At 37.8% G+C, this 13077-nt stretch carries 14 protein-coding genes; 3 read left to right on the top strand and 11 right to left on the bottom strand.

Annotated features, from left to right (window positions below; all coding sequences use genetic code 11):
- Nucleotides 1–131 precede the first annotated feature (131 nt).
- From secB to cysE, 3 genes are read left to right on the top strand one after another with little or no spacing between them, the layout of a single operon-like run.
- Nucleotides 132–608 carry a protein-export chaperone SecB gene (secB, locus tag PSF67_RS11920; RefSeq protein ID WP_004906947.1) on the top strand — a complete coding sequence of 159 codons (477 nt, stop codon included), beginning with the start codon at nucleotides 132–134 and terminating at the stop codon, nucleotides 606–608.
- On the top strand, nucleotides 608–1636 hold the full coding sequence (gene gpsA / locus PSF67_RS11915) for an NAD(P)H-dependent glycerol-3-phosphate dehydrogenase (RefSeq protein ID WP_004265161.1): 1029 nt from the start codon (nucleotides 608–610) through the stop codon (nucleotides 1634–1636). Before secB ends, gpsA begins: the two co-directional genes overlap by 1 nt.
- Before the next feature lie 23 nt (nucleotides 1637–1659).
- Nucleotides 1660–2481: a serine O-acetyltransferase gene (gene cysE, locus PSF67_RS11910; RefSeq protein ID WP_094962928.1), complete on the top strand. Its 822-nt coding sequence runs from the start codon at nucleotides 1660–1662 to the stop codon at nucleotides 2479–2481.
- A gap of 31 nt (nucleotides 2482–2512) precedes the next feature.
- Here cysE and PSF67_RS11905 read toward each other — a convergent pair whose 3' ends face one another.
- The 11 genes from PSF67_RS11905 to PSF67_RS11855 all read right to left on the bottom strand — a co-directional run bounded on the left by PSF67_RS11905 (nucleotide 2513) and on the right by PSF67_RS11855 (nucleotide 13017).
- Entirely contained in the window at nucleotides 2513–2692 is a 180-nt protein-coding gene (locus tag PSF67_RS11905; RefSeq protein ID WP_272676983.1) for a hypothetical protein, read from the bottom strand.
- A 110-nt stretch (nucleotides 2693–2802) separates the two neighbouring features.
- Entirely contained in the window at nucleotides 2803–3306 is a 504-nt protein-coding gene (gene trmL / locus PSF67_RS11900) for a tRNA (uridine(34)/cytosine(34)/5-carboxymethylaminomethyluridine(34)-2'-O)-methyltransferase TrmL (protein WP_096863620.1), read from the bottom strand.
- Nucleotides 3307–3465: 159 nt separating this feature from the next.
- Nucleotides 3466–4491 (bottom strand): UDP-glucose 4-epimerase GalE, encoded by a 1026-nt coding sequence (galE, locus tag PSF67_RS11895; RefSeq protein WP_272676982.1) that lies wholly within the window; start codon nucleotides 4489–4491, stop codon nucleotides 3466–3468.
- A 17-nt stretch (nucleotides 4492–4508) separates the two neighbouring features.
- Nucleotides 4509–6587 (bottom strand): polysaccharide biosynthesis tyrosine autokinase, encoded by a 2079-nt coding sequence (locus tag PSF67_RS11890; protein ID WP_272676981.1) that lies wholly within the window; start codon nucleotides 6585–6587, stop codon nucleotides 4509–4511.
- A gap of 35 nt (nucleotides 6588–6622) precedes the next feature.
- Nucleotides 6623–7051 carry an arsenate reductase/protein-tyrosine-phosphatase family protein gene (locus PSF67_RS11885; RefSeq protein WP_272676980.1) on the bottom strand — a complete coding sequence of 143 codons (429 nt, stop codon included), beginning with the start codon at nucleotides 7049–7051 and terminating at the stop codon, nucleotides 6623–6625.
- A gap of 5 nt (nucleotides 7052–7056) precedes the next feature.
- Entirely contained in the window at nucleotides 7057–8202 is a 1146-nt protein-coding gene (locus PSF67_RS11880) for a polysaccharide export protein (protein WP_272676979.1), read from the bottom strand.
- 48 nt (nucleotides 8203–8250) lie between these two features.
- Nucleotides 8251–9198 carry an NAD-dependent epimerase/dehydratase family protein gene (locus PSF67_RS11875; protein ID WP_272676978.1) on the bottom strand — a complete coding sequence of 316 codons (948 nt, stop codon included), beginning with the start codon at nucleotides 9196–9198 and terminating at the stop codon, nucleotides 8251–8253.
- 9 nt (nucleotides 9199–9207) lie between these two features.
- A complete protein-coding gene (locus PSF67_RS11870) occupies nucleotides 9208–10035 on the bottom strand; it encodes a glycosyltransferase (protein ID WP_272676977.1) in 828 nt (275 codons plus the stop codon).
- A 19-nt stretch (nucleotides 10036–10054) separates the two neighbouring features.
- Nucleotides 10055–10831, bottom strand: coding sequence for a beta-1,6-N-acetylglucosaminyltransferase (locus tag PSF67_RS11865; protein ID WP_272676976.1), 777 nt, complete (start codon nucleotides 10829–10831; stop codon nucleotides 10055–10057).
- A 107-nt stretch (nucleotides 10832–10938) separates the two neighbouring features.
- The gene (locus PSF67_RS11860) at nucleotides 10939–11922 is read right to left on the bottom strand and encodes a glycosyltransferase family 2 protein (protein ID WP_272676975.1); all 984 of its coding nucleotides are present in this window, start codon (nucleotides 11920–11922) and stop codon (nucleotides 10939–10941) included.
- Between the two features lie 18 nt (nucleotides 11923–11940).
- Nucleotides 11941–13017 (bottom strand): EpsG family protein, encoded by a 1077-nt coding sequence (locus PSF67_RS11855; protein ID WP_272676974.1) that lies wholly within the window; start codon nucleotides 13015–13017, stop codon nucleotides 11941–11943.
- Nucleotides 13018–13077: the final 60 nt, after the last annotated feature.

Below are 13077 nucleotides of genomic sequence, written 5' to 3'. Positions count from 1 at the left end.
GGTAGGCAGCAAGTGAAGATATCCAAGGAGCATACATCAGTATGTGACTTGGGTAGCGCAACGCAGCGAACACCCCTGTAGCTCAAAGAATAACAGGGAAAATTCATATGGAAGTTAAAGGTACATAAACTATGTCAGAACAAAACAACTCAGAAATGGTCTTTCAAATTCAACGCATTTATGCAAAAGACGTTTCATTTGAAGCACCTAACGCACCACACATCTTTCAACACGAGTGGCAGCCAGAAATCAAATTGGATTTAGATACTTCTTCAACCCAGCTATCTGAAGGTGTTTATGAAGTTGTTTTACGCGTCACCACGACGGCAACTTTAGGTGAAGAAACGGCTTTCTTGTGTGAAGTGCAGCAGGCGGGTGTTTTCTCTATCGAAGGCATTGAAGGTACTCAAATGGCACATTGCTTAGGTGCATACTGCCCGAACATCCTGTTCCCATATGCACGTGAAGCGATCACAAGCTTAGTGGGCCGTGGTACATTCCCACAATTGAACTTAGCGCCAGTTAACTTTGATGCACTGTTCATGAATTATTTACAGCAGCAACAAGGTGAACAAGCGCAGAACTCAGAAGCTCAACAGGACGCTTAATGAATACTGCTTCAATGACAGTGATCGGTGCCGGCTCGTACGGCACCGCTTTAGCCATTACGCTTGCACGTAATGCACATCAGGTTGTGTTATGGGGCCATGACCCAAAACACATTCATCAATTAGAACAAGATCGCAGCAATCAGGCGTTTTTGCCTGGCGTTTCTTTCCCTGATAGTTTATCTCTTGAAACGGACTTAAAACGTGCCGTTGAAGCGAGCCCCAATATCTTGATTGTCGTACCTAGCCATGTTTTTGGTGATGTACTAAAACAAATCCAACCTTACTTACGCGCAGACTCCCGCATTATTTGGGCGACTAAAGGTTTAGAACGGGATACAGGTCGTTTGTTGCAAGAAGTGGCACGTGAGGTATTAGGCAATGAAATTCCTCTGGCTGTGTTGTCTGGCCCAACGTTTGCAAAAGAGTTAGCTGCGGGTTTACCGACAGCAATTTCTGTAGCAGCAAGCGATAGCCAATTTGGTGATGATTTACAAAAATTATTCCATTGTGGCAAAAGTTTCCGTGTCTATAAAAACCCCGATATGGTAGGGGTGCAGCTGGGCGGAGCAGTAAAAAATGTCATCGCAATTGGCGCAGGGATCTCCGATGGTATGGGGTTTGGCGCAAATGCGCGTACTGCATTGATTACCCGTGGTTTAGCAGAAATGAGCCGTTTAGGTGCAGCTTTAGGAGCAGACCCTGCAACTTTTATGGGGATGGCGGGTTTAGGTGACCTTGTGTTAACGTGTACCGATAACCAATCCCGTAACCGCCGTTTTGGCATGATGCTAGGCGATGGCGTTAGCGTTGAAGATGCAGAAAAAGAGATTGGCCAAGTGGTTGAAGGCTATCGTAATACTAAGGAAGTCCGCGCACTGGCTGAGCGGGCTGGTGTTGAAATGCCAATTACTGAGCAAATTTATCAAATCCTCTATCGTCATAAAAATGTGTTAGAGGCAGCGCAAGCACTATTGGGGCGTGCGACGAAAGATGAAATTGCCGATATGCCAAAGCTGCATGATTAATAAAAATAGATAGGTGAGTGATTATGTCGCGTGAAGAACTGGATAGAATTTGGGGTTTCATTAAAGATGAAGCGAAGTCTCTTGCGGACTGCGAACCACTTCTCGCCAGTTTTTTTAACGCGACATTGTTAAAGCATGACAATTTAGGCAGTGCGCTCAGCTATATGTTAGCGAATAAACTGAGCTCTCCTATCATGCCTGCGCTTGAAGTCCGCGAAATTGTGGAAGCCGCTTATCGCAATGACGAAAGTATGATTTTCTCTGCGGCAATGGACTTAGCAGCCGTTCGCTTACGTGACCCTGCCGTTGATAAATATTCCACGCCACTATTGTACTTAAAAGGTTTTCACGCCTTGCAAGCCTATCGCATCGGTAATTGGTTGTGGAAAGAAGGCCGCCAAGCGTTAGCGGTTTATTTACAAAATCAAATTTCCGTTTCCTTTGGTGTTGATATCCACCCAGCTGCCCGTATTGGTTGTGGCATCATGCTTGACCACGCAACCGGTATTGTGATTGGGGAAACCGCAATTGTCGAAAATGATGTCTCAATTTTGCAATCCGTCACACTAGGCGGTACAGGCAAAACCTGTGGCGATCGCCATCCTAAAGTAAGAGAGGGGGTGATGATTGGTGCAGGGGCAAAAATTTTAGGTAATATTGAAATTGGCCGTGGCGCAAAAATTGGCGCAGGTTCTGTTGTACTTCACCCCGTTCCACCACATACCACAGTGGCAGGCGTTCCAGCACGTATTGTTGGCAAACCAACCAGTGACAAACCGTCCTTAGAAATGGACCAAAACTTTAATGGCACTATTTGGGGGTTTGAAAATGGGGATGGGATTTGAGAGAGTTAATTATTTCTGAAACTCGTTATGCCTATTTTTCAAAGATCTTTCTTTTGAATATGTTACCCGCTTTAAACTGAGCAATAGATTTTTTTAGGTATTCAGCATTGGCTGGAGAATATAATAAGTAGGCGGTTTCTGTCAGTTTACTATCACTATTTACAGTTTCAGTAGTCGTATTTTTAATTTGCTTTTTAAGACTAATTTTCACCTAATCTCCTCCTTCGTCATTTAATGAGAAAATAAAAGCTTATTTTCATAAATCGAGCTGTAATAGGATTCAAAGAATCGGAGTCCATACTATACAGCTCGAATATGGCATTAATCTTTCAATAACGCCCCTGCATACCCTAACTGCCTCCATGCCTCAAACACCACAACTGCCACAGAGTTGGATAAATTCATACTGCGGCTGTCTGCCAACATAGGAATACGAATTTTTTGCTCCATTGGCATATTATCTAGCACATAAGGCGGTAACCCACGGGTTTCAGGGCCAAACATCAAATAGTCATTTTCTTGGTAGCTGACATTGCTGTGACTTGGCTTACCTTTAGTGGTTAAGGCAAACACGCGAGCCCCACTTTCAGATTGGTTATTATCAGGGTTCAGCCCTTCACTTTTTAAAAAAGCAAAATAATCATGATGGTGTTTGATATCGGCAAATTCGCTATAGTCCAACCCTGCGCGGCGTAAGCGTTTATCATCCCATGTAAACCCAAGCGGGTGAATAAGATGTAAATCAAAGCCAGTATTGGCACAGAGGCGAATGATATTGCCAGTATTTGGCGGTATTTCAGGTTCGAATAAAACAATGTGTGGCATAACGTTAAGCTGATATTTGTGATAATAAATGATGGGAAGAGTTTACGCGCAAATGGCTTTGTTTTCATGTGGAACTTTTATATGTGTCATAAAATTTATTTGCACCCTGAAAACAAAAAACGAGCCATAGAGGCTCGTTTGTGAAATAACTCGTTGAGGTTAGCTGTTATAACCATTAGGGTTCATGGACTGCCAACGCCAGCTATCATTGACCATATCTTGGATAGAATACTGCGCTTTCCAGTTTAAATCTTTCAATGCTTTCTCTGGGCTAGACCAACATTCCGCAATATCACCGGGACGCCTTGCTACAATCTCATATTTAATTGGCTTACCTGCTGCTTTTTCGAACGCAGTAATAATTTCTAGCACACTTGTGCCAGTTCCTGTTCCAAGATTGTAGACATGTAATCCCGCTTGCTGGCCAACTTTATTCAGGGCGGCAATATGGCCATCCGCTAAATCCATTACGTGAATATAGTCACGTACGCCAGTACCATCCGGTGTTGGGTAATCATTACCAAATACCATGACTTGTGGGCGGCGTCCTACAGCGACTTGGGAAACAAACGGTGCCAAGTTATTTGGAATACCTTGCGGGTCTTCACCCATGGTTCCCGATGGGTGTGCACCAACAGGGTTAAAATAACGCAGTAAGGTCAGTGACCAGTCATCTTCCGCAATATATAAATCCGAAAGGATACGTTCAACCATATACTTACTGGTTCCGTATGGGTTGGTAGTCCCACCGACTTTGGAGTTTTCTGTTAACGGTACCTCTTCAGGGTCACCATAAACGGTCGCTGATGAGCTAAAAATCAGGCTTTTAACACCTGCTTTTTTCATGCTTTCGACTAATACCAACGTGCCATTGACATTAACATCATAGTATTCAATTGGTTTTTCAACCGACTCACCAACGGCTTTTAACCCAGCAAAGTGGATCACTGACTGGATTTGATGATTAGCAAAAATAGATGCTAAAACTTGCCCATCACGGACATCACCTTGATAAAAGATGGGTTTAACACCAGTGATAGCTTCAATACGGTTAAGTACTTCAAGGTTGGCATTATGCAAGTTATCTAGAATAACCGGTTGCATCCCTTGCTGGATCATCTGCACACAGGTGTGGCTACCAATGTAGCCAAGGCCACCAGTGACGAGAACTTGTTGATTATGCATCGCAATATTCCTGAGTTTTAATATTCGTAATGGTAGTTATAGTCGTCAGACCTTGCATCGATTCCATTTAGGATCACACCCGTAATTTTGATATCATTTTGCTTAAAGCGTTTTAGCGATAAATCAACATCTTTCACGGTATTCACACCATAGAAAGCAATTAACAATGAAGTACCGACATATTTACCAATAATTGCGGAGTCAGTAATGGCTAAGATTGGTGCGGTATCGATCACCACAATATCGTATTGGTTTTTGACTTTATCTAATAACTGCTTAAAGCGCTCACCCATTAATAACTCAGAGGAGTGAGTGACGTTTTTACCACGGCAAATCACATCAAGGTTTTCAATCACGTTAGCATGAATAGTGGGTGATTCTAAACTTTGCTGTGATAAGTATTCAGATAAGCCTGCTTTATTGTTTAACCCAAAGGCTTTGTGTAAACGGCCTTTACGTAAGTCGGTATCGATTAATAATACTTTCTTACCTGCATTAGCCAGCACCACCGCCATATTGGAGGTAACAAAACTTTTTCCCACCCCTGGAGACGCACTGGTGACCATAACGAGGTTGTTACCTTGGTTCATCACTGAGAAGTACACACTGGTACGCAGTGAGCGGATGGCTTCCACAGCGGTATCCGCTGGGTTTTCTATCGCTAATGGGCTCTTATTGCCGGCTTCAATGAGTTTTTTCTCATAATTAGAGAAAGGGATAGTGGCATACACATTGACACCCAATGCATCGATATCTTCCGTGCTTTTAATTTTATTATTAAAGAACTCGCGGGCAATTACATACGCACAGCCGATAATAAAGCCAAGGATAGTGGCAAGAACAACAATCAGTGATTTTTTCGGTGCAACTGGTTTTGGTTGCGACTCTGCAGAGTCAATAATACGCACATCGGCTGTAATACCGGAGTTCAACACGCTGAGTTCCTGCTGTTTTGCCACTAATTGGGTGTAGATGGCCTGCTCTGCTTCAACATCGCGGGTTAAACGGACGATTTCTTGTTGGGTATTCGGTAGTTTTTGGATATTTTTACTGATTTTTTCTTTTTCACGTAACAGTTGCTGGCGTTTATCTAACAGGGACTGATAAGCGGGGTGGTTACGAGTATATAATTGCTGAATTTCCACTTCTTTAAAGGTTAGCTCATTAAGCTTTTCTTCGACCTGCAAAGCAGTATCTAAAGCAGCTTTTGCTTCTAAAGAAAGGTCAATGGATTCATTCTTTTTACGAAAGGCATTTAACTGATTTTCGTAGTTATCTAATTTCTTTTTAATTGTAGGTAAATAGTCATCTAAGAATACGAGCGTATTGTTAGTCACCTCTTTCTTACGCTCGGTATTTTGGTCTACATAGTTTTGGATAACACTGTTGAGGATGTTAACATTCTCAACTTTATCCGCACCTTTAATGGCTAAGCTGATAATACCAGTGCCTTTACCGACTTCAGCGATGGTTAGAGTGTTGCGTAAGTCTTCAATGGTGGAGTAACGGGCATTTTTGATTAATGCAAATTCTTCACCAGTTTCAGCCGTGAAACTGGAAATCAATAAGTTAATTTCACTTTGTTTAAGGACTTCACCGACTTTACCTTGCAAAACTTGGCCATCCACATTTAGGGAATAATTGTTATCCCCTAAATAAGTCAGGGTAAATGGTTGGCCAATTAAGTTTTCAGGTATTTGAAATAGGTCAACATGAACGGGAGCCACTTCACCCAGTAATTTACTGACAAAGCCTTCAGGGGCTGTTTGCGTGTCTAAGTTCAGGTCTGCAACGGTTTTACCCAACACCATGCGGGACTTGATGACTTCAATTTCAGAGTCTACTTGGTTATTGCTGTTACCAAATGGCATGACATCACTCATTTGGTCGAGTAATGAGACTTGGCCTAATTTATCATACTGTAAGGTCGCATTGGCTTGGTAAATTGGTGTTGCTAATAGGCTATATGCTATTGCAATAGCGGCAAAAAACACAGTAAAAAACCCAATTTTAATGGTGTTGGATTTCAAAACTTTAAACAGAGCGAGCAGATCGATTTCATCTGAGGCAGGGGAGCTATTCTTTGTTGTGTTCATAATAGGTTAAATGTTAAGTCGTCCAATAAATAAAATTAAATTTTGCCTTGCCAAGTCATCGAGGCTTTTTCCATCAACTGGTAAACATGTTCAAACATTTCATCACTGCGTTTGTGCGGATCAGGGATTTCGGTTTTATTGATCCATTGCCCAAATAACATCACTTTGCCGCGAGTTTCAGGAAACTGTTGGTGGATTTTAGCAATATGTTCGTTTTCCATCACTAGGATTAAGTCTGCTTTATTACATAATTCGCTAGTTAAGCGACGTGATTGATGGTTTTCAAGGGAAAGGCTATGTTGCTCGGCAATCCGAATGGCACTGTCATAAGCTGGCATGCCATTTTTGGCGATAATGCCCGCGGAATGAACCGTTTTTTCGGGAAAATAGCGTTGCAATAAACGCTCCCCCGTAGGAGAGCGGCAGATATTTCCCATACAAACAACGAGAATATTATTAAACATATCGATTACCAGTCGTGAATACGCTTGGTACCTTCGGTTAATTGATTATATGAAGCGATAGTTGGTAATAACTGAGTGATTAGACGGTTCCAACGTACCACAGGTGCTGCGGTAACATACACTAAGTCATAAGGCTGTAGTTTAAATTCAGTACCCATTACAAGCGATGTCGCATCTGATAGGTCTAGCTGATATACCGCGGCCATTTTTTTCGGTAATAGTGCTTCAAGTTCTTTGTCTTCCGCTGGTTGGTTTTTAATTGGGCGAATAACAAATACCCCTGTTGCATTAGCGGTTGTTTGGTCTATCCCGCTCGCTTTGCTCAGAGCTTCAGTAATACTCATACCTGCGCGGTCAATAGTTAAGGTCGTTGGTTGGCCGACTTCACCCATCACAAATACTTTCTGGCTATCATTACGTGGTACATACAGCACATCACCCGGTAGCATCAGGTAGTTTTGGGTTAAATCGCCGTACTGTACTAGATCTTGTAATGAGACTTTGATTTCTTTGCCATTACGGGTAAGCACCACATTATCCCAATCGGCTTTTTCGGTTAAGCCGCCGGCATTATTAAAGGCTTCTAAGATAGTCAGTGGGACGTTAGTGATAGGCAGCGTACCCGGTTTGGCAACTTCGCCAGAGACATACATTTTTTGCGAGCGGAAGGCTGCGATACTGACATCCACTTGTGGGGATTCGATATAGGTGGCTAAGCGGTTACTGATCAGGGTACGGATTTCGGTGACGGTTTTACCGATCACTTTAACTTTACCAATATACGGGTAGTAAATGGTGCCGTCAGAGTGAACCCAGTTACCAGAGTCTTGCGCACTACGGTAAGAACCCGCAGGGATAGTGAGCTCAGGGTGGTCCCAAACCGTAATGGTTAGTACATCACCTGCACCCACGCGGTATTCATAGTGAGTCAGTTGCTTTTCTAACTGCGCATTCGGTTTAGCAATGGTTGGAGCAGTGTACATATCATCCAACAATTTTGGTGAGATTGGATAGATATCAACCAATTTAGTAATGTCACGGTCACCCGTATCAACCACATTTTTGCCTGAGGTTGATACATAGGCGCCAGGGGTGACGGTGCAGCCCGTTAATGCGGTTAGCATAAGTACAGCAACAGAAAGACGCTTCATAAATACACTCTATCCCTATAGCAATATGGTTAAAGGCACTCGCCTATTTTATTTGAATTCGTATTGAACTGTATTAGCGATACCTTTTTCCAGTGTAACTGGTGGTGTAAATGAGGTATCAGCAATGTAGTTTGATTTAAATTGTGTTCTTGCACAGAATTTTTTCACTCTAATACTGCTGACAGGAAACTCTTTGCCTGTCACTTTAGAAAGAATGTCGAAACAGTAGCCACCTAATATCCCGATTGGGTAAGGAACGCGAATATTTGATTTTGGTTTATCTAACGCACCACAAATTACAGTGGTTAGTTCATTCATAGTAAAGTCAGGTTTATCAATATAGTTGAAAACATGTTTTCCAGCTGTAAATGTGGTCGCAAAATAAATAAATGCGGCGACATTTTCAACATAAGCCATCGATTTTTGGTTATTCCCTGCACCGATCATTAAGAAACGGCCTGAAGCAATTTGGCGGAATAAATTATAAACGTTACCACGGTTATTTTCACCAAAAACAACTGTTGGGCGTATAGTGACTAAAATATTATCCGCTGACTTAGCTTGCCATGCATCATAGACATATTCGGCTTCAAGTTTTGATTTGCCGTAGTCATTAAATGGATGGTATTCACCGTCTTCACCAGTTTCTTTTTCAACAAAGCCATAAACAGCAACAGAAGAGGTAAATACAATATGTTTAATGCCAAGTTGCTCAGCCACATCACAGACATTTTTAGCACCATCAACATTCACGTCATAGTAAAGGCTAATTGGGTGCACATTATCTTTATGTTGAGCAGATAAATTAATAATAACATCACTGCCTTTTAATGGCTCAATAAGTGTTTCAGGTTTGGTCACATCACCAAATTCCCATTTTTCAGGATGAGCTTCACTTTTTTGAATATCAACAATTTTGAAATCGATATTTTGGGATTTTAACTGATTAGAGAGACGGGTGCCGATAAAACCGGAACCACCAATGATAGTTAGCATATTGGACCTTTATTTTCTTAAATTTTTATATACTTTTGAAAGTATATAAGTTGGTAATAACCGAGGGATACTGCGTAGCGTAAAGTTTAAGTATGAATTAAGTGGAGTATCAATTTCTTTCTCAATTTTCAATTTAGCTAGTTGAAATTCACTTTTTATATAAGTTATACCTTTACGCCGTTTAACCATAGAATCTCCCCCTCTGACACTAACTAAGCAGTCCTGTAAGTTAGCAACTTTGTAACCAGCGGCAATAACTCTAATCCATAGATTATAATCCTCCATAAACAGATGATGTTGGTAACCACCGATGTCTTCAATAATATTTTTACGAAAAGCAACTGTCATATGATTGAAAGGATTTCTTTTCTTTATATAATTACATATCTCCTGATGTGAGCTAGGGACTATTCTAAAACCAATAGATTTCGACATGGAAATATCAAACTCCTCGGTACATGTACCTAATAGCACTATATCAGAATTAGATTGAATAAACGTTATTTGCTTTTGGAAGCGCTCCTGGTCACAGTAATCATCTGTGTCCATACGAAAAATCCAGTCATACCGACAATGTTTTAAACCAATATTAAGTGCATTACCTAAACCTAGATTTTTATCTAAAATGATAACGTTAAAAACTTTTGGAAATTTATTTTCCCATACAGTTATTATTTCATCTAAGCATGGGGTTAATGGCCCATCTTTAACTAAGACTATCTCAGTAGGCTTGATAGTTTGGGATACTAAAATACTACTAAGTGCTTGATCTAAATATTCTGGTTTTTCATTAATATACACAGATAAAAGGACTGAAAATTTTAAAATTTCTTTCATGAATTAACCTATTATAATATCAATCATTATTTTTAAGTAGAAATAGTAATAAGTCTTCATCGAGTTTTCGTATAAACCAATAGTCTTGTGATTTTTTTATCTCATATACTTTTTGGATAGATACATATTCTGGATTTGCTTTTCCGTTAAAAATAACAAATCTTTTATTATTGTTAACAATATTTTTAATGTTAAAATTTCTGACCAAAATTTGAAGTGCGTGTTCGTCACAACAGGGGGTTCTTTTAAAGATATCAAAAAATTCAGTTGAATGACTTATATCAATTATAAATTTGGCTAATTCTTTATTAATTGAGAACCATGATGAACCATAATAGTAATTTTTTGTGGGTATTTTCGATGTTTTTAAAATGTAAGATGATAGTTTTATTGTTTTATTTAAAACTTTACCAAGAAAAGTTCGAAAAAATATAGTGTCTGTATGTGGCATTGAAACTTTTAATCGCCAATTGTTTTCTTTATGGAAATAACTTTCTATATAGTTATTTTCTGGGGAAATATTCCATTCCTGCTCGATTTCATTAAAACTTTTTATGGGGAAACACTCGCCGCTAATAAAATGAAAGTATTGATTGTTAGGGTTTTTTAATGCTGAACTTAATAGCTTTAATGTGGCGATTACTTGGCTATATCCTCCCCAATATACATTTATGCGTTCTTTTAATAAAGTAACATTCGATATGTTTTGTATACTAATCTCATCAAAGGTTTGTTGACTTTTTTTATCTACATGGATATAAAAATTAACATCTGGATTTTTTTTGCTAAGAGACAAATATACTTTGAGTTTTTGTGGGCTTGGATCATAACTGCTGTTTTCAATAGTTCACCTATTTATATATTAAAGAAGTATATAGTTCGGTTTTTATATTTCCGTTAAAGCTATGCTTTGAGTTTAACGAGTGAGTAAAACAATAGTGTGTTTACTTTTAATAAGAGCAAGGCGCCCCCAATTTTTTTATTTTTTTTAAAAAGTAATAATATATTTTTTAAAGTAAAAATATTATTATTCAGGTTTTTTTTGAATTTACTTAAATAATTAAAATTTTGACCGTGCATCACAGATAGTTTTGTTATTCTGTATACATAGTGAATGAGATAGGCATTGTTAAAGTTTTCCTCATATTGATGAAAAATATTTTTCTCGTTCAAAAAACGTTTCATATCACAAATAGACCAGTAACTATCATCAATAACTTTGGGGTTGAATTTTTTTGTTATAGATAAATCACGCTGAACATAATTAATTAAGGCTTCTTTTACAAAATAAATCTTAATAGAATGATAGAAAAGAATATAAGTGATCGGAAAGTCTTCATATAAAATTCCTTCTTTATATAAAAGATTATTTTTAATAAAAAGGGTTCTTCTATAAAGCTTTCCCCATGCCACACAACTAATTTTAGTTGACTCAATTGCACTGTCAAAAATATCTTTTGAAAGGTATAGCCCTTGGAATGGTGATATAAAGTGAGAAATGATCTCACCATTCTCTAATACATTATTGATATTACATGAGATTATATCAACTCCATCATTAATATGTTTAACCATATCATAAAGGAAAGATGGCTCTAAGTAATCATCGCTATCTAAAAATGTAATAAATTCTCCGATTGATGTGTTAATACCTAGGTTTCTTGCGCTAGACAAACCTCCATTCTCTTTGTTTAGAATAACAAATCGATTATCATTTTCTATTATTTTTTGTGCTATTAGTATCGAATTATCAGTTGAACCGTCATTAATTATTATTGCCTCAAAATTATGATATATTTGTTCTTTTACCGATGTAATTGATTTTTCTATATACTTTTCAACATTGTATACAGGAATAATAACTGATATTAAAGGTTTTTTAATCATTTTTATATTTTAGTCACTCTATATTTGATAATATGAACGGATTAATGCCCATAAGAAAAAGAATATAGCCATAAAGAGTACATATGCAAATTTTGTCTTAATACTTTTCCTTAGCATAGGTTCAAATATTAATGGGATTAAAAACCATGATAAAACACCTATTCTATCAGGAAAAGGGAAGTCTGCTGATAGTACTAAGAAAGATGAAAGTAAAATAAATAACTTAATAATAAAATTATTTTCGAATAGTAATGGGTATTTTCTCTGCATGAAATAATAAGAAATCATAAAAAATGTGTTAATAATGATATAACCAGATATACCTGATTTTATGATTCGATAGTATCCTAAAGCATCACCGCTAGCCCAGAAGGCAATCCTAGGGTCTATGTTCTTTATCATTGGAATATAATTGAAAATAATATTTGAAATACTAACCAAGCTAATATTAAAGGTGTATAGAATAAGTGTTATAATATAGAGTAATATTACAATTTTTATTTTTATTTTTATTGCAATTAAGGTCGTTATAGCAAATAGAGCACTTGATAAATGAATTAACATAGATAAAAGCAAAACTAAAAAATATTTAACTTTATTGTTTTTTAAGTAAAGCAAAGAGAATAAAACTATAACAATAGATATTCCTTGTCGTATAACATTAGTTGCTACCTCATACATATAAACTACAGATATGAAGCCAAAAAATAAGATAAGTGAATTGCCTAGAGAGTTTGATTTTTTTATACAAAATAAACCAAGTAGCATGTAGAAAATTAAAGATAATAAAGTAATAAATGCAGATGGTGATGTTAAAAAATAATGAGTGAACTTCGTGAAAATAGAAAAGAATACATCACCAGGTATGATTTTGTTTTCTATAAAAATATTATGATAGCTAACAGTATCGGCTCCGACTTTTATATCTCTAAGCCCAACTACGAGACCATAGACGCTCGAAATAAAAATAGTTGCGGAGTTGTTTATATGTTTGTTTTTATTAAAGCAACTAAAAAAAGCCAAAAGAAATAGAATGAAAAATAAAATAGTATACTCTTCTCTAAAAAAGTCGATTGTACTAATGTAAATGCTCATTAATTAACTTCTCTTATTATTTCGTTATTATCATATTTAATAGCAGAATATGTGAGATTA

It is taken from the genome of Providencia sp. PROV076, from assembly GCF_028483405.1.
Taxonomy (GTDB): Bacteria; Pseudomonadota; Gammaproteobacteria; order Enterobacterales; family Enterobacteriaceae; genus Providencia; species Providencia huaxiensis.
The sequence above is the reverse complement of the archived record's forward strand: the minus strand, read 5'-3'. Positions and strand labels throughout refer to the sequence as shown.